The organism is Serpentinimonas maccroryi, assembly GCF_000828915.1.
Classification (GTDB): domain Bacteria; phylum Pseudomonadota; class Gammaproteobacteria; order Burkholderiales; family Burkholderiaceae_C; genus Serpentinimonas; species Serpentinimonas maccroryi.
In genome coordinates this window covers 607271-630238 of record NZ_AP014569.1, presented here as the reverse complement: position 1 = coordinate 630238, position 22968 = coordinate 607271, and the positions used below count along the sequence as shown (strand labels likewise).

Below are 22968 nucleotides of genomic sequence, written 5' to 3'. Positions count from 1 at the left end.
CCGGGCGCCACCCAAAGGCGCTACAACAGCACGATATCGTACTGGTCGGGGCGCAGCGCGGCCTCGCTTTGCAGCGAAATCGGCTTGCCGATGAACTCGCTCAAGCCCGCTAGGTGCGCGCTTTCTTCGTCGAGCAAGAGCTCGATCACCGGCGCCGCCGCGACGATGCGAAACTCGCGCGGACTGAAGGCGCGCGCCTCGCGCAAAATTTCGCGCAGGATGTCGTAGCAGACGCTGCGTGCGGTTTTGACGCGCCCGCTGCCGCCGCAAGTCGGGCAGCTTTCGCTCAGCATCTGCGCCAGCGACTCGCGGTTGCGCTTGCGCGTCATCTCGAGCAGCCCGAGCTGCGAAAACGCGCCGGTGCTGGTCTTGACGCGGTCGCGCGCCAGTTGCTTGCGCAGCTCGGCCAACACCGCCTCGCGGTGCACCTCGCGCAGCATGTCGATGAAATCGACGATCACGATCCCGCCCAGGTTGCGCAGCCGCAACTGGCGCGCAATCGCTTGCGTCGCCTCGAGGTTGGTGCGAAAAATGGTGTCGTCGAAGTTGCGCGCCCCGACAAAGCCGCCGGTGTTGACGTCGATCGTGGTCAACGCCTCGGTCTGGTCGATCACCAGGTAGCCGCCCGATTTGAGCTCGACCCGGCGCCCGAGCGCGCGCGCGATTTCTTCGTCGATCTGGTACAGATCAAAGATCGGGCGCTCGCCGCGGTAGTGGCCGATGCGCTCGAGCATGGCGGGCATGTAGGCGCGTGCAAACTGCTGCAATTGGGCAAACTGCTCCAGCGAATCGACCTGGATCGATTGCGTCTCGGCGCTGGCGAGATCGCGCAGCACGCGCTGCAACAGGCTCAAATCCTGCTGCAACAGGCTGGGGGCGGGCAAACGCGCCGCCGCCGCCTTGATGTGGGCCCAGATTTTGCGCAGGTAGGCCACGTCTTCGGTCAGCTCTTCGTCGCTGGCGTCTTCGGCATTGGTGCGCAAGATGAAGCCGCCGCCCTCGCCCGCCGTGAGCGCTTGCAGGCGCTGGCGCAGAGCCTCGCGCTGCGCGGGCGGGATTTTTTGCGACACACCCAGATGCTGATCCTGCGGCAAAAACACCAGTTGGCGGCCGGCGATGCTGATCTGCGCCGTCAGGCGCGCGCCCTTGGAGCCGATCGGGTCTTTGAGCACCTGCACCAGCAGCGCCTGGCCCTCGAACAGCTGGCGCTCGATGGGCAGGGCGCCACTGGCCTCGGTGGGCGCTTCGGCTTGCTCGGCGGCCTCGGCGGGCTCGGGTGTGGCTGGTGTGGCTGGTGTGGCTGGTGTGGCTGGTGTGGCTGGCGCAGGCGGGCGCTCTTTGCCCAGATGGCGGGCGCTGATGTTGGGCAGCAGGTCGGCCACGTGCAAAAAAGCGGCGCGCTCGAGCCCGATGTCGATGAAGGCCGACTGCATGCCCGGCAGCACGCGCGCCACCTTGCCCAGATAGACGTTGCCCACCAGGCCGCGTTCGAGGGTGCGCTCAATGTGCACCTCTTGCACCGCACCGTGCTCGACCACCGCCACCCGCGTCTCTTGCGGCGACCAGTTGATAAGGATGTCTTGGGTCATGGGGCCTTGGGGGAAATGGTGGGAGGGGGTTGGATGAATTGGGGTTGGGCGGGTTGGCGCTGAGGCTGGCAAGGGCTAAGGGCCGCTGCACATTGGCTGGCGGTGGCTTAGGGCAGCGCCAGACCGGCAGCGCGCAGCAGCTGCGCCGTCTCGAAGGCTGGCAGGCCGACGATGCCGCTGTGGCTGCCGCTGATGCGCCGAATCCACTGGCTGGCGCGGCCTTGGATGGCGTAGGCCCCGGCCTTGCCCAGCGGTTCGCCGCTGGCGACGTAGCGCCCGATCTCGGCTGCGCTCCAAGGTGCGAACTCGACCGTGGAGCGGCTCAGGCCCTGCCAGACTTGGCCTTGGTGCGCCAGCGCCACGGCGGTGAGCACCCGGTGGCGCTGCCCGGCCAAGCGCTGCAGCATCTGCGCGGCCTCGGCAGCATCGGCGGGTTTGCCAAAAATCTCGCGCCCGAGGGCGACCGTGGTGTCGGCGCACAACACCGGCCCCGGCGGCCAGCCCCGGTGCTGCAGCCGCTGCAGCGCCGCTTGCAGCTTGAGCCGGGTCACGCGCTGTACGTAGCGCGCTGGCGCCTCGTGCGGCTGCACGGCTTCTAGGGCCTCGAGGGCGTGCAGCTCTGCTTCGGTATCGGGCAGCAGCAGCTCGGCGCGCCAGCCCCACTGCGCCAGCAGCTCGCGCCGGCGCGGGCTTTGCGAAGCCAGATACAGCCAGGGGGCGGCAGCGTGGTCGGGCATTGGCGTTTACTCGCGGTGGTAGGGGTGCCCGGCGTTGAGCGACCAAGCCCGGTACAGTTGCTCGAGCAGCAGCACCCGCGCCAGCGCGTGCGGCAAGGTGAAGTCGGACAGGCGCAGGCTCTGCTGCGCGGCGGCCTTCAAGGCCGGGTCTAGCCCGTCTGGCCCACCCATGAGCAGCGCCACGTCGGCGCCCTGCTGCTGCCACTGCTGCCACTGGCGCGCCAGCGCGACGGTGGTGAAGGCGCTGCCGCGCTCGTCGAGCAGCACCAGCCGCGCCCCTTTGGGCAGCGCCGCTTCGATGCGCGCGCGCTCGGCCGCCAGCAGCTGCTCGACCGCCTTGTGGCCGCGGGGCTCGGCCTTGACCGTGCGCAGCTCGAAGCGCGCCTCGGGCGGCAGCCGCTTGGCAAAATCGTCGCAGGCGGCTTGCGCCCAATCGGGCAGGCGCTGCCCGACGGCGACGAGCACCAGCTTCATGCCTTGGGCTGGGCGGGCTTGCGCGGCTTGGCCGCTTTGGCAGGCTTGGCGGCAGCCGAATCGCTCGCGCTGGGCTTGGCTTTGGACTTATCGGTGGCTTTGGGCTTGGCGGGCTTGGCCTTCGGGGCCTTTGAGGCCTTGGAATCCGCCATGGCAGCGGGTCGGGCCGCCGGCGCCGGCGCGCCAAACTTCAAGCGCACTGGCTTGCTGCCCCAGATTTCTTCCAGCCGGTAGTACTGGCGGATGCTGGGCTGCATCACGTGCACCACCACCGCGCCGCAGTCCACGACGATCCACTCGCCGTTTTCTTCGCCCTCCACCCGCGGTTTGTCAAAGCCGGCCTCGCGCACCGCGTCGCAGACACTGGCCGCCAGCGCCTTGGTCTGCCGGTTGGAGGTGCCGCTGGCCACGATCACGCGCTCGAACAGCGCCGACAGCGCCTCGGTGTTGAAAACCCGGATGTCTTGCGCCTTCACGTCCTCTAGGCCATCGACGGCGGCGCGTTGCAGCTTTTGGGTGGTGCGCTTGGCTGCGGTCTCGCTTTGCGGGCTGGCGGCTGGGGCGCCCAAGGCGGCTGGGGTGGCACAAGCGGCGGCAGCCGCCAAGGGGCCGAGGCTTTTGGGGCCAGTGGGCTGGGGGCTGGGTGCGCTGCGGGTTGGGCTGCTCATTCTGGCTGTAGGTAAAGGTGATGATCGGAAATATACCGCGCCACGGCGGTCGGCACCAGCAGTTCGAGCGCGGGTGCCGCCTGGTGGTGCAGGTGCAAAGGGCCGGGGTGGGCATGGTCTGTGGTTTTGGTGGAATCGCCCTGGTCGCCTTGGCCGCCCTGGCCACTTGGGGAGGCGCCAACGCCACTCAAGCCACCCGTGCCCCCCGAGCGCTGCACGCGCGCGCGCACCGCCGTGGCGCTGATTGGGTGCAGCGGCATGTGCAGGCGCTCGAACGGCAGATCGACGCCGCTCAGGTCGGGCTCGGCCACCGGTCCGTCGGCGTGCAGGGGCCGATTGGCCACCGCCAGCGTGGCGTGGCGCAGCACCTCTTGCCAGCGCTGCCAGCTCTGGAAGGCGAGCAGCTGGTCGGCCCCCAGCACCAGAAACAGCTGCGCCCCCGGGTGTTCGGCGGCCAGCTCCTGCAAGGTGTCGGCGGTGTAGCTGGGGCCGGGGCGGCGGGTTTCGCGCGCGTCGATGTGCACGCGCTCTAGCCCATCAAAGGCCAGCCTGCACATCGCCAGCCGGTGCGGCGCGGGCGTGAGTGCGCGGCTTTTGTGCCAGGCGTGGCCAGTGGGCAAAATCAGCAGCGCGTCGAGCGCCAGTTGCGCCAGCGCCGTCTCGGCCAGCGCCCGGTGCGCCCAGTGCGGCGGATCGAAGGCGCCGCCAAACACGCCGATGCGCTGCGCGGCCGCGGGGGTGGCGCTCACAGCCAGTCTCGCCGCGGCAAAAACTCGCTCGTCAGCCGGTGCTCGGGCGTGCCCTCCGCCGGTTGTTCCTGGTAAGCCCAGCGCACCAGCGGCGGCATCGAGAGCAAAATGGATTCGCTGCGCCCGCCCGATTGCAAGCCAAAGTGGGTGCCCCGGTCCCACACCAGGTTGAATTCGACGTAGCGGCCGCGCCGGTAGAGCTGAAACTGGCGCTCGCGCTCGCCGTAGGGCGTGTCGCGGCGCCGCTGCACCAGCGGCAGGTAGGCGTGCAAAAAGGCATCGCCCACCGCTTGGGTGAGCGCCAGCCCGCCCTCGAAGCCGAGTTCGGACAGGTCGTCGTAGAAGATGCCGCCGATGCCGCGCGCTTCGTTGCGGTGCTTGAGGAAAAAATAATCGTCGCACCAGGCTTTGAAGCGCGGGTATTTGTCGGCGCCAAAGGGGGCCAAGGCGGCGGCGCAGGTGCGGTGAAAGTGCTGCGCGTCTTCCTCGAAACCGTAATAAGGCGTGAGGTCCATGCCGCCGCCAAACCAGCTCACCGGCGCGCCGCCACCCGGGGTGAGCGCGGTGATCTGGCGCACGTTCATGTGCACCGTGGGCACGTAGGGGTTGCGCGGATGAAACACCAGCGAGACCCCGAGCGCCTCGAACGGCGCCCCAGCCAGCTCGGGCCGGTGCTGGGTGGCCGAAGGCGGCAGGCGTGGGCCCTGCACGTGCGAAAAACCGCAACCGGCGCGCTCGAACACCGCGCCGCCCTCCAGAATCTGCGTCACGCCATTGCCTTGCAAGGGCTCACCGGGGGCCTTTTCCCAAGCGTCGGAGACAAAGCTCTGGCCGTCGATCTCGGTGATGGCCGAGGTGATGCGCTGCTGCAAGCCCAGCAGGTAGTCGCGCATGGCGGCCGTGGGCGCGCCACTCATGCGGGCAAGGCCCTAAAGCCGATGTCGTGTCGGTATTGCATGCCGGAGTAGTGTACGCCCTGCACCAGTTGGTAGGCGCGGCGTTGCGCTTGCGCCACGTCGGCCCCGAGCGCGGTGGCGCAGAGCACGCGCCCGCCGGCGGTGCACAGCCGCCCCTGCTGCAAGGCCGTGCCGGCGTGGAACAGCACGGCATCTGGGCTATCGGGGACGGTGAGTGCGATGGCGTCGCCCGTGCGCGGCTGCTGGGGGTAGCCGTGCGCGGCCAGCACCACGCCCAGCGCCACGCGCTCATCCCATTGCAGCTCGATCTCGTGCAGGCGCTGCTCGGTGGCCGCCAGCAACACCTCGGCCAGATCGCTTTGCAGGCGCAGCAGGATCGGTTGCGTTTCGGGGTCGCCCAAGCGGCAGTTGAACTCGAGCGTGCGCACGCTGCCGTCGGGGCCGATCATCAGCCCGGCGTAGAGGAAGCCGGTGTAGGGAATGCCGTCGGCGGCCATGCCGCGCAGCGTCGGCAAAATCACCTCGTCGAGCGCGCGCTGGTGCACCTCGGGCGTGACCACCGGGGCCGGCGAATAGGCCCCCATGCCGCCGGTGTTGGGGCCTTGGTCGGCGTCGAGCAGGCGCTTGTGGTCTTGGCTGCTGGCCAGCGCCAGCGCTTGCACGCCGTCGCAGAACACGATGAAGCTGGCTTCTTCGCCCTGCAAAAAGGCTTCGATCACCACCCGCGCCCCGCCGGCGTTGTGGGCCAGCCCCGGCGCTTGACCTTGCAGCATGAAATCGATGGCGGCGTGCGCCTCGGCCAGCGTTTGCGCCACCACCACGCCCTTGCCAGCGGCCAAGCCATCGGCCTTGACCACGATCGGCGCGCCCATTTGCTCCACGTAGGCGTGGGCGGCGGGTGCTTCGGCAAAGACCTGGTAGGCCGCCGTCGGGATGCTGTGGCGCTGCATGAAGGCCTTGGAAAAGGCCTTGGAGCTCTCGAGCTGCGCCGCCGCCTGCGTGGGGCCAAAGATGCGCAAGCCCTGGGCGCGAAAGACATCGACGATGCCCGCCGCCAGCGGCCCCTCGGGGCCGACCACGGTCAGGGCGATGCCCTGCTGCTGCGCCCAGCGCGCGAGCTCGGTCGGGTCGCTGATCGGCACGTTTTGCAGCGCTGGGTCGAGCGCGGTGCCGCCGTTGCCCGGCGCCACATAAACCTGCGCCACGCGCGGCGACTGCTTGAGCTTCCAGGCCAGCGCGTGTTCGCGCCCGCCACCGCCGACCACCAGCACCTTGAGTTCTGCGTTCATGGGTTGAGTTCTGCGTTGTGATAGACGTTTTGCACGTCGTCGAGGTCTTCTAGGGCGTCGAGCAGTTTTTGCATGCGCAGCGCCTCGTCGCCGCTCAAGGCCACCGGGTTGTCGGCGCGCAGCGTCACTTCGGCCAGCTCGGGGCGCAGGCCCGCGCCTTGCAGCGCCTGCTGCACGGCCTCGAAATCGGCCACCGCCGTGAGCACCTCGAAGGCGCCGTCGTCGCTGCCGAGCACGTCTTCGGCCCCGGCTTCCAGCGCCACCTCGAACAGCCGCTCTTCGGGCACGCCGGGGGCGAAGATGAACTGACCGCAGTGCTTGAACTGGAACGCCACCGAGCCCTCGGTGCCCAGGTTGCCGCCGTGCTTGCTGAAGGCGTGGCGCACTTCGGCCACCGTGCGCACGCGGTTGTCGGTCATGGTTTCGACGATCACGGCCGCACCGGCGATGCCGTAGCCCTCGTAACGGATCTCCTCGTACTGCACGCCTTCGAGGTTGCCCGTGGCCTTGTCTATGTTGCGCTTGATGGTGTCGGCCGGCATATTGGCCGCCTTGGCCTTGTCGATCGCCAGCCGCAGGCGCGGGTTGGCCGCCGCGTCGCCGCCGCCGCCTTGACGCGCCGCCACCATGATTTCGCGGATCACGCGGGTCCAGACCCGGCCGCGTTTTTCATCCTGACGCCCCTTGCGGTGCTGGATGTTGGCCCATTTGGAATGCCCTGCCATGGGTGTCAGATGCCTCGCAGTTGGTTGATCGGTTCGCCACGCGTGCCCACGCACGTCGCGCAGGCGCAAGGGAAAAACCCTCGATTGTACTTCCCTGGGCCCAGCTGGCGCGCTGCACCGACGCCATGAGGCTTGGCAGCATGGCCATGCCTGAGCAGAGCAACTCAGAACAGATGCATCGAAAGACCGTAAGCCAAGGCACCGAACAGAGTCGGCCAAGCGATCCCGCCCAGCCGCCACTTGGCAGCAAACACGGCCAATACACCGATCAGCGCTGGCAACCACGCGTTAAGTTGCCATTCCAACTCCAGCAACGATCCCAAAGCAAGCACCAGCATAGCGCAAATGGCTGCCGGACCGATGCCATTGAGTATCGACTTTACTCCCGTGGTCGGCGCCGACGCTGCGTTGCGCCAGACCAGCATCGGCAGCCAGCGCAATAAAAAAGTCACCAGTGCAGCCGCCAGCACCGTGAACGCTTCGATCAAAGTCATGACACCCCCCGTCGGTAACCCAGCGCAGCGCCCGCGACCATGCCCAGTAGCAGCGCCAGATAAGCCGGCATAAATGGCAGTGCCGCCGTCGTCGTGAGGGCCGCCCCCAAAAGCACCAGCCACCGGGTCTGCGCAGCAATTTCAAGCAACAAGGCCAAAAACAGCGCCGGCAATACAAATGACATGGCATCGCTCCAAAAAGCTGATTGCGCGCTCAGTTGCCGACCGAACATGGCGCCCAATGCCGTACCCAAGACCCAAATCGAGTAAGCCCCCACCTGCAATCCAACATACCAGCCTTCGCGATCGGCCAGCGGGATTTGCCCCAGCTTGCCAGAGGCGGTGGCAAACACTTCATCGGTGAGCCCAAAGGCCAGCAACGGTGTAGGCCAACTGGGCCGGCCAGACCCGAGTTTGGCCAACAGGGCGGGGCCGTAGAAAAGATGACGCACATTCATCAGCAACACGGTAACCACCACAGCCATCATACCGGTGCCAGTGGCCATCAAAGCAAGCATCACAAACTGGCTGGCACCGGCAAACACCAGCGCCGACAGCAACACCGCAGCAGCGGGCGAAAACCCAGCCTCGAGCGCAGCCAGGCCAAATGAAAAAGCAATCGGGAGATAAGCGGCACCAATCGAAAGACTGTCCGTCAAACCTTTGACTATCTGCTGCATGCCACCCCCCCCGCTAGCGAAACATCGGTTTGCGAAGGGTAAACACATAGGTCCCACCGCCCCATTCATCCGATCCACTGGTCGCAAATATTCTGCGCTTGCGCACCAGTTCTAGGCCGGCCAGAGCAGCCAATTCGACGAAGCGTCGCGGGTGTGTTTTGCGCTCGACTTCGTAATCAAAACCAGCCACCATAGCTTGCAATTCCAACCAGAAAAAATTGATATAAGCGTCTATCTGACTCCCATCAAACTGACCCAATCCAGCATGCTTGATTTGCGCAAAAATCTCCCGGCAGCGGTTAATGGCTGCCACTGCGTGACCCGACTCGATATCAACGAGCGCCAAAGCAAGTGCCTGGCGCAAGGCAAAATACGCCCCCCCGGTTCGACCCAGGTCTGTGAATTCCTGACATTTTTCGATCCAAGCCATGGCCCACAGGATGTAGGCAGCGTGGTGTTGGAGTAAAGCCAGACTGCGCGCTTGCGCCGAGTCAAACTCAGGGATGAATTCGTCGGCCACGATCAATAGCCCACCTGGCTGCAGCAGCCGCACAGCCTGTTGCAACATAAAGGCAGTGTTAAAATGGTGCGAGGCACCGGTTGACGTAATCAACGGCGTTGCGTTGTCTTTGCTGTCAAACTCGAGGAATCCGGTCTGCTGCGCCCGCACGGCCTCTAGCCCACAGATATTGCGCTGCAGACAAATAAAAGCCATGGGATCGGGCTCTAACGCGACAAAGTGCAGGTCGGGCAACAATTCATGCAGCATCAGAATGGGCGCTCCGGGGCCCGATCCGACATCGATCACCTCATTCAAGCCCACATCTGGTGCGTACCGTTGAATATCTTCTGCGACTGCAACGGCTTGCCTAGCATAAGCCGGATGGATTAATTCGAATGCATCATAGCCAACCACGTCTATTCTTTCGGAAAAAGATGTGGATTCATTGCCAGCATGAACCTGGTCAACTATTTTCGCCACCCGCTCGAGCCGTCCTGGAAGCACCAGCGCACCGCGCTGCAACAGCACTTCAGCAGCCAACGGCCCCAGTATCCATGAACGGCCTGCTGCTGCAGCTCTGGCATCCGTCAACTGAGCCATCGTCAACTTCAAACCGGGCCACTGAGCCTGACAGGACAGGGTACGTGCTGACCTCAGGGTCGCCGTCACCGAGCAAGAAGACACTGGTTCGGCAGCCCAATCTGCAGCCGTGAAGCGCAACGGCAACAACACCAGAAACGGGCCTTGCTGATCGGCATCAGCAAAACAGAATAACGGCCAACAAAAAGTGGGGTCGCGCAGCACCGGCAAACGCGTGCAAAGTTCGCTGACCGCTGCCTGCGCTGCCTGCCCGCAGGCGAAAAACCGGATCGCACGCGCGCCCACTCCGTTTGACACTTCGATCAGGAGGCGGTCCACGAGCGAACGCAATCCATCCCATCCCTTGTCTGTTGTCGGCCATGGGACGTGTATTTCGGCTTGATCGCCCATGCCATGCCCGCTGGGGTACTCGATCAACACCATGGCTTTGGTCTGCGCCTCAACCGCTCTGTACACATGCGGCACGTCGGCTGCAAACTCGTGGGTTTGACCGGACCGAACAAGGGCCGGGCTTTGCACGGGGCCCACCAGCAAGGCACCGCCAAGCACCGTCACACGCTCCCTTACTCCCTTGGGATGCGGTGCCGACTCTTGTAAACTGCCCAACTTTAGTTCTACGCAGTACAACTCCAACCTTGGGGCCGACTCACTTTGTTCAATAAATCGAACAGTAACCCCATCAGCTTCGAACTCGGTTGTGGACGCAAAACCTGTCGCACCCACCGTTCCAAGCAACTCCCCAAATGAAACCTCAAGGGCATTGGCGATAGCCCACAGCGTGGCCACTGTAGGATTGCCTGCTGCTGACTCAAGGCCAGAAAGAGTGGACTTGGCAACGCCTGAGCGCTCCGCCAAACCGGTCAAGGTCAAGCCCCGGCGCTCCCTGGCTGCGCGCAAGTTGCGTGCCAAATCCGAGTTGTCCGTGTTGTCCGTGTTGCTTGCCATGGTCCAGTTCCATATAATGAACTGCTATAGTTTATATAGAACACCGCCTCGCGTCAAGCTCTGTGCATCACTGATCCATTTTCATGCCAACTACGCTACGCCTTCGGCTAGGCCAAGCGCGTAGTCGTGCAGCTCGCCCAAAATGGCTTCGGCGCGTTCGTCGCCGCGCTCGCCGGCCTGCTCGGCCAGCTCGTCGATGCGCGCCATCTGGCGCTCCAGCGTCAGCGCCCCGCCTAGGCCATGCAGCAGCCGCGCCTGGCAATGGGCGCGCCAGCGCGCTTGCTCGTCGGCACTGAGCAGCTCGGGGAAATTGCGCGCCCGGTAGCGCCACACCAGTTCGCCCAAGCGCGGGTCCTCGAACTGGGTGCGCGTCCACGCCGGGTCGTTGGCTGATCGCTGGCGCAACTCCAGCAGGCGCAGGCGGTCGGCGTCGCCCACGAAGCCACCGTACAAATCCTGCTCGGGGTCGGGATGGGCGGCCCTGGCTTGCGCGGCCTGCTGTGCAGCTTGAGCGGCACCGTCGCGCTCATAGACCGCGCGCCAGAGCACGCTCAAATCGGGCAGCAGCGCGGCGCGCTCGGCGTGGCGCAGCCCTTGCTCCAGATCGATGCCCCAGCGCTGCGCCAGCTCGGGGCGCAGGGTTTTGAGGTTTCCCACCACCATGGGCGATTTGTTCAGGTGCACGCTCTTGAGCGGCAGGCGCTTGACCCCCGCAGGCAGCTCCTCTTGGCGCACAAAGAGCCGCGCGCGCACCTCGGCGGCGTTGAGCGTGGCCAACTCGGCGGGGTCGTGGGCCAAGTCCCAGGCCAGCAGCTCGTTGCGGTTGCTGGGGTGGCTGGCCAGCGGCCACATCAACCCTAGGCAGCCGCGCTCGGGCGGGAAAAACCCCGACACGTGCAAAAAAGGCTGGGCCCGCTGCGGCGTGGTCGGCAGCCCCAGCTCGTGCGCCACCTGCTCTTTTTTGTGCAGACCCAAGGCAAAGTCGAACAAGCGCGGCTGGCGCTCGCGCAGCAGCCGCGCCAAGCCGAGCGTGGCATACACGTCCGACAGGGCATCGTGCGCCGCCCCGTGTTCGATGCCGTTGGCACGCGCCAGGTCTTCGAGCTTGAAGCTGGGCCGGCCGTCGGCCTTGAGCGGCCACTGCAAGCCCTCGGGGCGCAGGGCGTAGCACAGGCGCAGCACGTCGAGCAGATCCCAACGGCCGCAGCCGTTTTTCCACTCGCGCGCGTAGGGGTCGAGCAGGTTGCGCCAGAGCATGAAGCGGGTGAATTCGTCGTCGAAGCGAATCGAGTTGAAGCCCACGCCCACGGTGCCGGGCTGCCCCAGCTCGGCCTCGATGCGCTGGGCGAACTCGTGCTCGGGCAGGCCGTGTTGCAGGCACTGCTGGGGCGTGATGCCGGTGATGAGGCAGCTCTCGGGGTCGGGCAGATAGTCGGGCGCCGGGCGGCAATAAAACATCAGCGGCGCGCCGATGGGGTTGAGCTCGGCGTCGGTGCGCACGGCGCCAAACTGCGCCGGCCGGTCCAGCCGGGCCTTGGCGCCAAAGGTTTCGTAGTCGTGCCAAAGAAAGGTGTGTGGCTTCATGGGGTGCTATTAAAGCCCAAGTCGCGCGCTGCCCATGCTGGCACTGCAACCGCCAGCTCATCCCGAACCCACGCAGCGCCCCCTGACTGCGGGCCTTTTGCTGCAAGCCCGATGCGTTATGCTGGCAGGATTATGCTGCGCCCTGCCCCCTTGCCGCTGCCCTCTGCCCTGACATGAAACCCCCATTGCACCCTGCTGCTCCGGAGCAGCCCCCGCGAGCGCACCCCAACCGCAGGCTGGTGCTGCGCGGCGCACTGGCCGGCGTGGGTGCTTTGGGCGGCCTAGCGCTGAGCGGCTGCGCCGAGCCCCCGGCTGAAGCCGTGGCGCTGGGCTACGGCGGCGTGCTGTCGATGCGCCTGAGCCCCGACGGCGAGCAGGCCTTGGTTGGGTCGGTGCAGCAAGGCGCCGGGCTGTGGAACTGGCGCACCCAGCAGCGCCTGGCTAACTTGAGCCACGCCGAGCAAGAGCGGGCGCAGGTGTTTGCCAGCGCCTTTGCCCCCGACGGCACGCGCGGCGTAACGGCCGAGCGCCACAACCTGGTGCATTGGGATTTGACCACCGGCCGCGTGCTCGGCCACTGGAGCGCACAGGCCAGCGTGCGCAGCGTGGCGCTCTCCAACCAAGGCCGGCGCATTCTGGCTGGCCTGAACTCGCGCGAAGCCTGGCTGCTCGACGGCCTCAACGTGCGCCTGCCGGTGATCATCCCGCACGCCGAGGCGGTGCGCGCGGTGGACATCAGCGCCGACGCGGCCTTGGGCGCGACCGGCGCCGACGACGGCCTGCTGCGCGCCTGGGACTTGGAGCGGGGCGCGGCCTTCATCACCTGGAAGTTCGAGGCCCCGGTGACCACCGTAGCGCTCTCGCCCGACCGGCGGCTGCTGTTTGCAGGCCCGGCGCACGGCCAAGGGCGGATCTGGGACTTGGCCCAGGGCACGGTGCTGCACCCGAGCTTGGGCGGGGTGCGCGGGGGTTTTAGCCAGGCGCGGTTTTCGGCCGACGGCGCGCTGCTGCTCACCGCCGCCGCCAACGGCCAGATCACCCTGTGGACGGTGGCCAGCGGGCAGGTGTGGCAGAGTTGGCAACTGCCGCGCTCGCTCACCGACCGCACCGAGCGCTTGGGCGTGCTCGACATCGGCTTCGATGCGCAAACGCGACTAGCGCTGGTCGCCGTGACCAGCGGCCAAGTGCTGGTCTGGCGGCTGGGCTGAGACCAAGCAGCCTCTTCAGTCGGCCGTGGCCTCTTCGGGTTCCGCCGGTTCTGCGCGGGCTTGGCGGTCTTTTTTGCTCAGCGGCTGAATGTCGAGCTTGACTTCGGGCTTGTCTGGGTTGCTGGTGTCGATGTCCACCTCGAGCCGTCCGCCATCGGTCAGGCGGCCAAACAGCAGCTCGTCGGCCAGCGAGCGCCGGATGGTGTCTTGGATCAGGCGCTGCATCGGGCGCGCGCCCATCAGCGGGTCAAAGCCTTTGACGGCCAAGTGCTTGCGCAAGGCGTCGCTGAAGCTGACCTCGACCTTTTTCTCGGCCAGCTGCTGCTCGAGTTGCAGCAGGAATTTATCCACCACGCGCATGATGACCAGTTCATCGAGCGCCTTGAAGCCCACGATGGCGTCGAGCCGGTTGCGAAACTCGGGTGTGAACAGTCGCTTGATGTCGGCCATTTCGTCGCCGGCCTGGCGCACGTTGGTGAAACCGATGGCCGCCTTGTTCATGGTCTCGGCGCCGGCGTTGGTGGTCATGATCAGGATCACGTTGCGAAAATCCGCCTTGCGCCCGTTGTTGTCGGTCAGGGAGCCGTGGTCCATCACCTGCAGCAGCACGTTGAAAATGTCGGGGTGCGCTTTTTCGATCTCGTCGAGCAGCAGCACGCAGTGCGGTTTCTTGGTGATGGCCTCGGTGAGCAGGCCGCCTTGGTCAAAGCCCACGTAGCCGGGCGGCGCGCCGATCAGGCGGCTCACCGCGTGGCGCTCCATGTATTCGGACATATCAAAGCGCGCCAGCTCGATGCCCAAGATGAAGGCCAGTTGCTTGGCGGCCTCGGTCTTGCCGACGCCGGTGGGACCGCTGAACAAAAAGGCGCCGATCGGCTTGTCGGGCTTGCCCAGCCCCGAGCGCGCCATTTTCACGCTGGCCGCCAGCAGTTCGAGCGCCTTATCTTGCCCGAACACCACCGCCTTGAGGTCGCGCTCTAGGGTTTGCAGCTTGCTGCGGTCGTCGCTGCTGACGCTGGCGGGCGGAATGCGCGCGATCTTGGCAACGATTTCTTCGACCTCGGCCTTGCCGATGGTTTTCTTGCGCTTGGACGGGGTGAGGATGCGCTGCGCCGCGCCGGCCTCGTCGATGACGTCGATGGCTTTGTCGGGCAGGTGGCGGTCGTTGATGTACTTGGCCGACAGCTCGGCCGCCGCCTGCAACGCCGCCGCCGCATACTTAACGCTGTGGTGTTCCTCGAAGCGGCTTTTGAGGCCCTTGAGGATGTCGATGGTCTGCGCCACCGTGGGCTCGACCACGTCGATTTTCTGGAAGCGGCGGCTGAGCGCGGCGTCTTTCTCGAAAATGCCGCGGTACTCGGTGAAGGTGGTGGCGCCGATGCACTTGAGCACGCCGCTCGAGAGCGCCGGCTTGAGCAGGTTGGAGGCGTCGAGCGTGCCGCCCGAAGCCGCGCCGGCCCCGATCAGGGTGTGGATCTCGTCGATGAACAAAATCGCGTTGGGCTTGTCTTTGAGCGACTTGAGCACGCCCTTGAGGCGCTGCTCGAAATCGCCGCGGTACTTGGTGCCCGCCAGCAACGAACCCATGTCGAGCGCATAGACGGTGGCTTCGGCCAGCACCTCGGGCACCTCTTTTTGCACGATGCGCCAAGCCAAGCCCTCGGCGATCGCTGTTTTGCCCACGCCGGCCTCACCCACCAGCAGCGGGTTGTTTTTGCGCCGGCGGCACAAAATCTGGATCACGCGCTCGACCTCGTAGTCGCGGCCGATGAGCGGGTCGATCTTGCCGTCGCGCGCCAGCACGTTGAGGTTTTGCGTGAACTGCTCGAGCGGCGAGGCCTTTTCGGGGGCTTTGCTCTCGCCGCTGGCTTCCTCGTTGTCGGCGGCGCCACCGCCCTCAGAGGGCTTGGCGGGCTCGGGCGGGTCGCTCTTTTTGATGCCGTGGGCGATGTAGTTGACCACATCGAGCCGGCTCACGCCCTGCTGGTGCAGGTAGTAAACGGCGTGCGAGTCTTTCTCGCCAAAAATGGCCACCAGCACGTTGGCGCCGGTGACTTCTTTCTTGCCGTTGCCGGTGCTCTGCACGTGCATGATGGCGCGCTGGATCACGCGCTGGAAGCCCAACGTGGGCTGGGTGTCCACCTCGTCGGCCCCGGCCACTTGGGGCGTGTTGTCTTTGATGAAGTGCGACAAGGACTTGCGCAACTCATCAATTTTGGCCGAACAGGCGCGCAGCACGTCGGCGGCGCTGGGGTTGTCGAGCAGGGCCAACAGCAGGTGCTCGACGGTGATGAATTCGTGGCGTTGCTGGCGCGCTTCCACGAAGGCCATGTGCAAGCTGACTTCGAGTTCCTGGGCGATCATGGTGCGTTTCCTTCAGTCTAGCCTGTAATTTACTGCGATTTGCGGCATCTGTGCGCAGCAATTGGGGCAAATCCGCCCTTATTCAATGGGTTCACTCACACATTGCAGCGGATGGCCGTGGTGCGCCGCGGCTTGCAGCACCTGTTCGACCTTGGTCTGGGCCACGTCGCGCGTGAACACGCCGCACACCCCCCGCCCTTCGAGGTGGATTTTGAGCATGATCTGCGTCGCGTGCTCGCGGTCTTTGTTGAAAAACTCCTGCAACACCTGCACCACGAACTCCATCGGCGTGAAGTCGTCGTTGAGCAGCAGCACCTGGTGCAGCTTGGGCGGGCGCACGCGCTGGCGGCGGCGCTCCAACACCGCCACCGGGTCGCCGGTGGGCAGTTGCGGGCTCAGATCGGGTTGCTTGGGCATGGGGCCGATTTTAGCGAGCGCGCGGCGCAAATAAAAAACCCCCGCACCCTCACGGGTCGGGGGGAGAGTTGCCAGCCTGCGGGCCCGCAGATTACATGTGCTCGATCATCACTTGGCCAAAGCCCGAGCAGCTCACCTGCTCGGCGCCTTGCATCAGGCGCGCGAAGTCGTAGGTCACGCGCTTGGACTGGATGGCTTTTTCCATCGAGCTGATGATCAGGTCGGCGGCCTCGGTCCAGCCCATGTGGCGCAGCATCATCTCGGCCGAGAGGATTTCGGAGCCCGGGTTGACGTAGTCTTTGCCGGCGTACTTGGGCGCGGTGCCGTGCGTGGCCTCGAAGCAGGCCACCGAATCGCTCAGGTTGGCGCCGGGCGCGATACCGATGCCGCCCACTTGGGCCGCGAGCGCGTCGGAGATGTAGTCGCCGTTGAGGTTGAGCGTGGCGATGACCGAGTACTCGGCCGGGCGCAGCAAAATCTGCTGCAAAAAGGCGTCGGCGATGCTGTCTTTGATGACGATGTCGCGCCCGGTTTTGGGGTTTTTGAACTTGCACCACGGGCCGCCGTCGATCAGTTGCGCGCCAAACTCGCGCTGCGCCAAGCCGTAGCTCCAGTCGCGGAAACCACCCTCGGTGTACTTCATGATGTTGCCCTTGTGCACGATGGTCACGCTGGGCTTGTCGTTGTCGATGGCGTACTGGATGGCCTTGCGCATCAGGCGCTCGGTGCCCTCTTGGCTCACCGGTTTGATGCCGATGCCGGAGCTCTCGGGGAAGCGGATTTTGGTCACGCCCATCTCGTCTTGCAAGAACTTGATCAGTTTTTGCGCCTTGGCCGAACGCGCTTCGTACTCGATGCCGGCGTAGATGTCTTCGGAGTTTTCGCGAAAGATCACCATGTCGATTTTTTCGGGCTCTTTGACCGGCGAGGGCACGCCCTTGAAGTACTGCACCGGGCGCAGGCAGACGTAGAGGTCGAGCTCTTGGCGCAGCGCCACGTTCAGGCTTCGGATGCCGCCGCCCACGGGCGTGGTCAGCGGGCCCTTGATCGAGACCACGTAGTCGCGCAGCGCGGCCAGGGTTTCTTCGGGCAGCCAGACGTCGGGGCCATAGACCTGGGTCGATTTCTCGCCGGCATAGACCTCCATCCAGTGGATTTGGCGCTTGCCGGCGTAGGCTTTGGCCACGGCGGCGTCCACCACCTTGAGCATCACCGGGGTGATGTCGTAACCGGTGCCGTCGCCTTCGATGTAGGGGATGATGACCTGGTCGGGGACGTTGAGCGAGTAGTCGGCGTTGACCGTGATGGGCTGACCCTGGGCGGGCACCTGGATGTGTTGGTACATGAAGCGATGACTCCGGGATGGGAAAAAAACAGGCGACGACTGGGTTGCTAAGCCCCGGGTGCGTGCCCTCTAAGGAAATAGTTGGCAAAATTGTAGCAACGAACCCTGCACCGACCTGACACGCCCATGAATGTCCGCAAATATCTTTGTTTTGCCGCCCGGCCCGCGGCGCTGCGCCCGGGCGCCCTGCTTGCGCTCGCTGGCGGGCCGCAACGGCTGGCTGCCGCGGCGCTGGCGCTGCTGGCCAGCGCGCTGCTGCTGTCCGTCGCCCCGGCCAAGGCCGGGCAGCCGCAACTCGATCTGCCGCGCATGCAGCTGCAAGCCGGCCTGCACCTGATCACGGCGCAGGTGGCGCGCACGCCCGAGCAGCTCAGCCTGGGCCTGATGTGGCGCCGCACCATGCCCGCCAACGAAGGCATGTGGTTTGTGTTCGACGCCCCCGCCACCCAGTGCTTTTGGATGAAAAACACCTTCCTGCCCTTAACGGCGGCCTTTGTGGCCGACGACGGCCGCATCGTCAACTTGGCCGACATGGAGCCGCTGTCGCAGCGCTCGCATTGCTCGGCCGAACCGGTGCGCTACGTGCTCGAGATGCACCGGGGCTGGTTTGCCGAACGCGGCATCGGCGCTGGCATGCGGCTGCGCGGCGGCCCGTTTGTAGGTGCGCCCTCAATCGCGCCCTCGACCGCGCCACGCTAGCGCTCAACCCGCAGCCCACGGCGCCTGTGCCCGGGCAAGCGGCTGGCCGCTTAAGCGCGGCTACTCATGCCGCAAGGCTTCGATCGGATTCAGCCGGGCTGCGCGCCGCGCCGGAAAGAAGCCAAACAGCACCCCGATGGCCGCCGAAAAGGCAAAGGCGAAGGCGTTGATGCCGGGGTCGAACACGAACGGCACGCCCATGAGCGCGGCCAAGCCCACGCTGGCCCCCAGCGCCAGCGCCATGCCGATCAGCCCGCCGATGGCCGCCAGCACCACCGCCTCGATCAAAAACTGCAACAGCACCTCGCGCTCGCGCGCGCCGATGGCCAGGCGCAGCCCGATCTCACGCGTGCGCTCGGTCACGCTCACCAGCATGATGTTCATGATGCCGATCCCCCCCACCACCAGGCTGACTGCCGCCACCGCGCCCAGCAGCAGCGTCATGATGCGCGTGGTGCCCGAGAGCGTTTCGGCCAGTTGCCGGGTGTCGAGCACGTTGAAGTTGTCTTCGTCGGTAGGGCCTAGGTGGCGGCGCTCGCGCAGCAGCTGCACGATGCCGGCGCGCACCACGGCGGCGTCCATGCCGTCGAGCATCGATACCTGCAAAATGCCGATGCGGGTGTGGCCCACGATGCGGCGCTGAAAGGTGTTGAGCGGCATATAGACCAAGTCGTCTTGGTCCTGCCCAAAGGCGCCCTGCCCCTTGGGCGCCAGCACCCCGACCACGGTGCACGGCATCTGGCGCACGCGCAGCAGCGCGCCCACGGCTGGGCTGGGGCCAAAGAGCTCGCGCCGCACGGTCTCGCCGATCAGGCACACCGCCGCCCCGGCGACCTGCTCCTCGTCGGTGAAAGGCCGGCCGTCGGCAAGGCGCCAGTTGCCGGTGAGCAGCCAGTCGTTGCTGCTGCCGATCACCGTCGTGCCCCAGTTGCGCCCGCTGGCCACCACGGTGGACCCAGTGCGTGCTTCGGGGGCGGTGGCCAGCACGCCCGGCACCTGCTCAAAAATGGCTTGCGCGTCGGCGGCCACAAAGGCCGGGGCTGCGCCGGGGCCGCCGCCGGGCCCCATGCGCTGGCCCGGCCGCACCTGCAGCAAGTTGGTGCCCAAGCCCTGGATCTGGGTCTGGATCGCCAGCGTGGCGCCGTTGCCGACGGTGACCATGGTGATCACCGCCGCGACCCCGATCACGATGCCGAGCATGGTCAGGAACGAGCGCAGCAGGTTGCGCCGGATCGAGCGCAGCGCCAGCAGCAAAGCGTTGATCCACATGGCTCAAGCCTCCGCGGAGTGCAGCACCGCGCTGGCTGCCGGCGCTGGCGCAGTTGCTTGTGGCGCCAAGCCCGCCGGGGGGCTCAGGCTGTCGCTGGCCAGCAAGCCATCGACGAAGCGCACCTGGCGGCTGGCGTAGGCGGCGATGTCGGCCTCGTGCGTGACCATGAGCACGGTCAGGCCACGGCTGCGGTTCAGGCCCTGGATCAGCTCCATGATTTCGTGCCCGCGCTGGCTGTCGAGGTTGCCGGTGGGCTCGTCGGCCAGCAGCACCTGCGGTTCGGTGACGATGGCACGCGCGATCGCCACCCGTTGCTGCTGCCCACCCGAGAGCTCGGCCGGGGTGTGGCGCTCCCACGGCCCTAGGCCCACGGCCTCGAGCGCGGCACGGGCGGCGGCGTGGCGCTGGCGCGCTGGCAGGCCGCGGTAGATCAGCGGCAGCTCGACGTTTTCCAGCGCCGTGGTGCGCGCCAGCAAATAAAAGCCTTGGAACACGAAGCCAAAATACTGGCGCCGCAGCAGCGCCAGCGCGTCGCGCTCGAGGCCCTGCAGCGGCACGCCGCGAAAGCGGTACTCGCCGCTGGTGGGCCGGTCGAGGCAGCCCAGCAGGTTCATGGCGGTCGATTTGCCGCTGCCGCTGGGCCCCATGATGGCCACGAACTGCCCGGCAGCAATCTCCAAATTGACACCCTTGAGCGCGGCAAAGGCGGTGGCGCCGTGGCCATAGACCTTGGTCACGCCGCGCAACTGGATCAGGGGCGCAGTCACGGCACCTGCCCCGCCCGGCGCTGCTCGACGATCACGGCCATGCCTTCAACCACGTCCTCGCCCGAGACCTCGGTGTGGCGCCCGTCGCTGATGCCGGTGCTCACCTGCAGCGCCACCGGCTGCCCGTCTTGCAGCACCCAGAGCTGGCGCAAGCCCGGGCGCGGGTCCATGCGCGCCACCCGCGGCGGCTGCTGCGGCAGGCGCGGCAACAGGCTGGCCAACACGCCGCCGCCAGCGGGTGCGGTGGTGGCAGCGGTGGGCATGAAGCGCAGCGCGGCGTTGGGCACGCGCAACACGCCTTGGCGCTCGACCGCGACGATGCTGGCGGTGGCCGTCATGCCGGGGCGCAGGCTCAAATCGGCGTTGTCCACCCGAATGGTGGTGCTGTAGGTGACCACGTTGTCGGTGCGCGTGGCGCCAAAAGCCACCCGGCTGACGCTGCCAGCAAAGCGCCGCCCAGGCTGGCTGCTGACGGTGAAGCTGGCCGGCTGGCCGGCGCGCACGACGCCGATGTCGGCCTCATCGACGCTCACTTGCAGCTCGAGCTGGCGCAAATCTTGCGCCAGTTGCAGCAGGGTCACGGCCTGCAGCGACGCCGCCACCGCGTTGCCGGGGTCCACCGAGCGCACCAGCACCACGCCGTCGATCGGCGCCCGAATGGCGGCCTTGCTCAGGTTGGTCTCGTGGCTGGATAGGTTGGCCTGCGCTTGCTCGACCGCTGCCTGGGCGCTGTTGACGTTGGCGCGCATGCGCTCGAGCACCGCCTGGGTGCGCTCAAAGGCCGCGCGCGCGGTGTCGAGCTCGGCCGCCGAGGGCACTTTGCCGCCGGACAGGCGCGCCACCTCTTGCAGCCGCTGCAGCTGCGCTTGGGTCTCGCGCACGCTGGCCTCGGTCTCGCGCACGCTGGCTTTGGCTTGGGCCACCTGGGCTTGGGCAGCGAGCACGGCAGCGCGGCCGTGGCGCACCTGGTCTTGCAAACGCTCGGTGTCGAGCTCGACCAGCACCTGCCCACGGCGCACGGTGTCGTTGATATCGACGTGCACGGCGCGCACCGTGCCCGACAGTTCGCTGCCGATGTTGACCGCGCGCAGCGGCTGCAAGGTGCCATTGGCGGTCACGTTGAGCACCAGGTTGCCACGCGCCAGCGGCTCGGTGACGAACACCGGTGCCGCCTGGCGCTGCTGCGCGGCGCTCCAAAACCACAGCGCCAGCGCCACCAGGGCCAGCAACAGCAGGCCCAGCCAGAGCCAGCGCGACTGCCACCAGCGCCGCGCTTGGGGCAGGCCGAGCAGCAGTTGCTGGGCCGCTGGCGCCGGGTTGGGGGTGGGAGGCGTAGGGGGCACGGGGCGGGTGGGTTCAGGCGGGGTCATGGGGCTCGGGCAGTGCTGCTTGGGGTTTGTCGGCGCTCCAGCCGCCGCCCAGGGCTTTGTAGAGGCGCACGTGGTCGGCGCTCCAGGCGGCGCGGGCGGCCGACAGCTCGTACTGGGCGCTCAAGAGGTTTTGCCGCGTCTCGAGCCAGATGCGGTAGTCGATCAGACCGCTGGTCAGGCGCAGCAGGGCCAGCGCTTCGGTGGCGGCCGCAGCGTCGGCGGCCTGCTGCACGTGCTGCAGGCGCTGGGCGCTGGCTTGCAGCGCCAGCAGGGCGTGCTCGACTTCGCGCAGCGCCGTCAGCACCGCCGCCTCGAGCTCGAGGCGCGACTGCTCCAGCGCCGCTTGTTGGGCTTGCAGCTGCGCCCGCGCCGCGCCGCCATCGAACAGGCTGGCGCTCAGGCGCAGCAGCAGGGTGCGGGTGAGCGCGGCCGGGTCGAACAAATCGCTCACCCGCGGGCTGCGCCAGTCGAGCGTGCCGCCCAGGGCCAGCGTGGGCAGGCGCGCGGCGTCGGCCTGGGCCACGCGCGCCGCTGCTGAACTCAGGCGCTCTTGGGCCCGTTGCACATCCGGGCGCTGGCGCAGGGTGTCGGCCGGGATGGTGCGCGCCAGCTCCAGCCCGGGGCTGGGGATGGGGCCGGCGGCGGGCAGATCGAGCGCGCTTTGCGGGCTGCGCCCGGTGAGCAGCGCCAGCGCGGCCTCTGCCTGCCCCTGTGCGGCCTCGATGTCGGGCAGGGTGGCGCGCAGTTGTGCTAGGTTTAGGCGCGCTTGCTCAAGGTCTTGGCTCGACATCAGGCCGGCTTGCAAACGCCAGCCCACGATCTGCACAAACTCCTCTTGCAAGGCCAGGCGGCGCTGCGCCACCACCCAACGCTGCTGCTGCAAGCGCCACTCGAAAAAGGTGAGCGCCACTTCGGCTGCCACGCTCACCTGCGCCTGCGCCACTTGGGCCGCCGCCGCGCGCGCCTCGGCTGCCGTGGCCGCACGGGCCTGCTGGCGCTGGCCAAACCAGTCCAGCTCCCAGGTGGCGTCGAGCCCGGCGCGCCAGGCGCTGGCCGCCGACGCCGATCCCACCTGGGCGCGCTGGCCGCTGGCCGTGGCCTGCACCTGCGGCCCCTGCGCGGCCGCGCCGACGGCATCGAGCGCGCGCGCCTGCTGCAGCGCCGCCTGCGCGCTGCGCACGCTGGTGTGGGCCTGCAAAGCTTGCCCGATCAGGCGGCTCAGGTGCGGGTCGTCAAAGGCCAGCCACCACTGCGCCAAGTCGGCGCTTGGGGGGGTGGCTGGGGTGGGCGCGGGCGCAACAACGCCGACCTCGGGCCAAGGGCTACGCCACTGAGGCGCCAGCGGCTGCGAGAGCACCGCGCTGGCCGCAGCTGCGGGTTCGGGGGCGGCGGGCAAAGCCGTGCAGCCGCTCAGGGCCCATAGCGCCAAACTGGCCAGCGCGCCCGCACCGAGCAAACGATCAGCAGCTGGCTCAACAGCCCCAGCCCGGCCACCAACACCCACATCGAACGCAGCGGAGCGCGCCCCAAAAAGACAATGACAATCCAATCGCATTCCAAGCCAAGCCGCGCCCG

21 protein-coding genes are annotated in these 22968 nt (G+C 66.9%); 2 read left to right on the top strand and 19 right to left on the bottom strand.

What is annotated here, in order from left to right; genetic code table 11:
* Positions 1 to 20: 20 nt before the first annotated feature.
* The 12 genes from SMCB_RS02900 to sbcB form a co-directional block, all read right to left on the bottom strand.
* Positions 21 to 1589, bottom strand: coding sequence for an Rne/Rng family ribonuclease (locus tag SMCB_RS02900; protein ID WP_045534942.1), 1569 nt, complete (start codon positions 1587 to 1589; stop codon positions 21 to 23).
* Positions 1590 to 1696: 107 nt separating this feature from the next.
* The gene (locus SMCB_RS02895; RefSeq protein WP_045534941.1) at positions 1697 to 2326 is read right to left on the bottom strand and encodes a Maf family protein; all 630 of its coding nucleotides are present in this window, start codon (positions 2324 to 2326) and stop codon (positions 1697 to 1699) included.
* A gap of 6 nt (positions 2327 to 2332) precedes the next feature.
* Complete coding sequence (rlmH, locus tag SMCB_RS02890; protein ID WP_045534938.1) at positions 2333 to 2800, bottom strand: 23S rRNA (pseudouridine(1915)-N(3))-methyltransferase RlmH; 468 nt, start codon at positions 2798 to 2800, stop codon at positions 2333 to 2335.
* Positions 2797 to 3468, bottom strand: coding sequence for a ribosome silencing factor (gene rsfS, locus SMCB_RS02885; RefSeq protein ID WP_052468387.1), 672 nt, complete (start codon positions 3466 to 3468; stop codon positions 2797 to 2799). The genes rlmH and rsfS overlap by 4 nt, the downstream gene beginning before the upstream one ends.
* Positions 3465 to 4217: a nicotinate (nicotinamide) nucleotide adenylyltransferase gene (gene nadD / locus SMCB_RS02880; RefSeq protein WP_144400253.1), complete on the bottom strand. Its 753-nt coding sequence runs from the start codon at positions 4215 to 4217 to the stop codon at positions 3465 to 3467. Before nadD ends, rsfS begins: the two co-directional genes overlap by 4 nt.
* Positions 4214 to 5134 carry an oxygen-dependent coproporphyrinogen oxidase gene (gene hemF, locus SMCB_RS02875; protein ID WP_034109718.1) on the bottom strand — a complete coding sequence of 307 codons (921 nt, stop codon included), beginning with the start codon at positions 5132 to 5134 and terminating at the stop codon, positions 4214 to 4216. The genes nadD and hemF overlap by 4 nt, the downstream gene beginning before the upstream one ends.
* Positions 5131 to 6423 (bottom strand): phosphoribosylamine--glycine ligase, encoded by a 1293-nt coding sequence (gene purD / locus SMCB_RS02870; RefSeq protein ID WP_045534936.1) that lies wholly within the window; start codon positions 6421 to 6423, stop codon positions 5131 to 5133. Before purD ends, hemF begins: the two co-directional genes overlap by 4 nt.
* Positions 6420 to 7148: a YebC/PmpR family DNA-binding transcriptional regulator gene (locus tag SMCB_RS02865; protein ID WP_045534935.1), complete on the bottom strand. Its 729-nt coding sequence runs from the start codon at positions 7146 to 7148 to the stop codon at positions 6420 to 6422. The genes purD and SMCB_RS02865 overlap by 4 nt, the downstream gene beginning before the upstream one ends.
* Positions 7149 to 7312: 164 nt before the next feature.
* On the bottom strand, positions 7313 to 7642 hold the full coding sequence (locus SMCB_RS02860) for an AzlD domain-containing protein (RefSeq protein ID WP_045531115.1): 330 nt from the start codon (positions 7640 to 7642) through the stop codon (positions 7313 to 7315).
* Positions 7639 to 8322, bottom strand: coding sequence for an AzlC family ABC transporter permease (locus SMCB_RS02855; RefSeq protein ID WP_045531114.1), 684 nt, complete (start codon positions 8320 to 8322; stop codon positions 7639 to 7641). Before SMCB_RS02855 ends, SMCB_RS02860 begins: the two co-directional genes overlap by 4 nt.
* A gap of 13 nt (positions 8323 to 8335) precedes the next feature.
* Complete coding sequence (locus SMCB_RS12380) at positions 8336 to 10369, bottom strand: helix-turn-helix domain-containing protein (RefSeq protein WP_082027197.1); 2034 nt, start codon at positions 10367 to 10369, stop codon at positions 8336 to 8338.
* A gap of 90 nt (positions 10370 to 10459) precedes the next feature.
* Positions 10460 to 11953, bottom strand: coding sequence for an exodeoxyribonuclease I (gene sbcB / locus SMCB_RS02845; RefSeq protein WP_045534932.1), 1494 nt, complete (start codon positions 11951 to 11953; stop codon positions 10460 to 10462).
* Between the two features lie 173 nt (positions 11954 to 12126).
* Here sbcB and SMCB_RS02840 point away from each other — a divergent pair, with 173 nt between their 5' ends.
* Entirely contained in the window at positions 12127 to 13161 is a 1035-nt protein-coding gene (locus tag SMCB_RS02840) for a WD40 repeat domain-containing protein (RefSeq protein ID WP_144400250.1), read from the top strand.
* Positions 13162 to 13176: 15 nt separating this feature from the next.
* Here SMCB_RS02840 and clpA read toward each other — a convergent pair whose 3' ends face one another.
* The 3 genes from clpA to icd all read right to left on the bottom strand — a co-directional run bounded on the left by clpA (position 13177) and on the right by icd (position 17287).
* A complete protein-coding gene (gene clpA, locus SMCB_RS02835; RefSeq protein ID WP_045534924.1) occupies positions 13177 to 15525 on the bottom strand; it encodes an ATP-dependent Clp protease ATP-binding subunit ClpA in 2349 nt (782 codons plus the stop codon).
* A 78-nt stretch (positions 15526 to 15603) separates the two neighbouring features.
* Positions 15604 to 15942, bottom strand: coding sequence for an ATP-dependent Clp protease adapter ClpS (gene clpS, locus SMCB_RS02830; RefSeq protein WP_045534922.1), 339 nt, complete (start codon positions 15940 to 15942; stop codon positions 15604 to 15606).
* Between the two features lie 91 nt (positions 15943 to 16033).
* Entirely contained in the window at positions 16034 to 17287 is a 1254-nt protein-coding gene (gene icd / locus SMCB_RS02825) for an NADP-dependent isocitrate dehydrogenase (protein ID WP_045534920.1), read from the bottom strand.
* Between the two features lie 126 nt (positions 17288 to 17413).
* Between icd and SMCB_RS02820 the strand changes: the two genes are divergently transcribed.
* Complete coding sequence (locus SMCB_RS02820) at positions 17414 to 17986, top strand: DUF192 domain-containing protein (RefSeq protein ID WP_082027196.1); 573 nt, start codon at positions 17414 to 17416, stop codon at positions 17984 to 17986.
* Between the two features lie 60 nt (positions 17987 to 18046).
* Here the strand turns inward: SMCB_RS02820 and SMCB_RS02815 are convergent, their stop codons facing one another.
* From SMCB_RS02815 to SMCB_RS02800, 4 genes are read right to left on the bottom strand one after another with little or no spacing between them, the layout of a single operon-like run.
* A complete protein-coding gene (locus SMCB_RS02815) occupies positions 18047 to 19255 on the bottom strand; it encodes an ABC transporter permease (protein WP_045534918.1) in 1209 nt (402 codons plus the stop codon).
* A gap of 3 nt (positions 19256 to 19258) precedes the next feature.
* On the bottom strand, positions 19259 to 20023 hold the full coding sequence (locus tag SMCB_RS02810; protein WP_045534916.1) for an ABC transporter ATP-binding protein: 765 nt from the start codon (positions 20021 to 20023) through the stop codon (positions 19259 to 19261).
* On the bottom strand, positions 20020 to 21393 hold the full coding sequence (locus SMCB_RS02805; RefSeq protein WP_045534914.1) for an efflux RND transporter periplasmic adaptor subunit: 1374 nt from the start codon (positions 21391 to 21393) through the stop codon (positions 20020 to 20022). The genes SMCB_RS02810 and SMCB_RS02805 overlap by 4 nt, the downstream gene beginning before the upstream one ends.
* Positions 21380 to 22822: an efflux transporter outer membrane subunit gene (locus SMCB_RS02800; protein ID WP_420834904.1), complete on the bottom strand. Its 1443-nt coding sequence runs from the start codon at positions 22820 to 22822 to the stop codon at positions 21380 to 21382. The genes SMCB_RS02805 and SMCB_RS02800 overlap by 14 nt, the downstream gene beginning before the upstream one ends.
* Positions 22823 to 22968 lie beyond the last annotated feature (146 nt).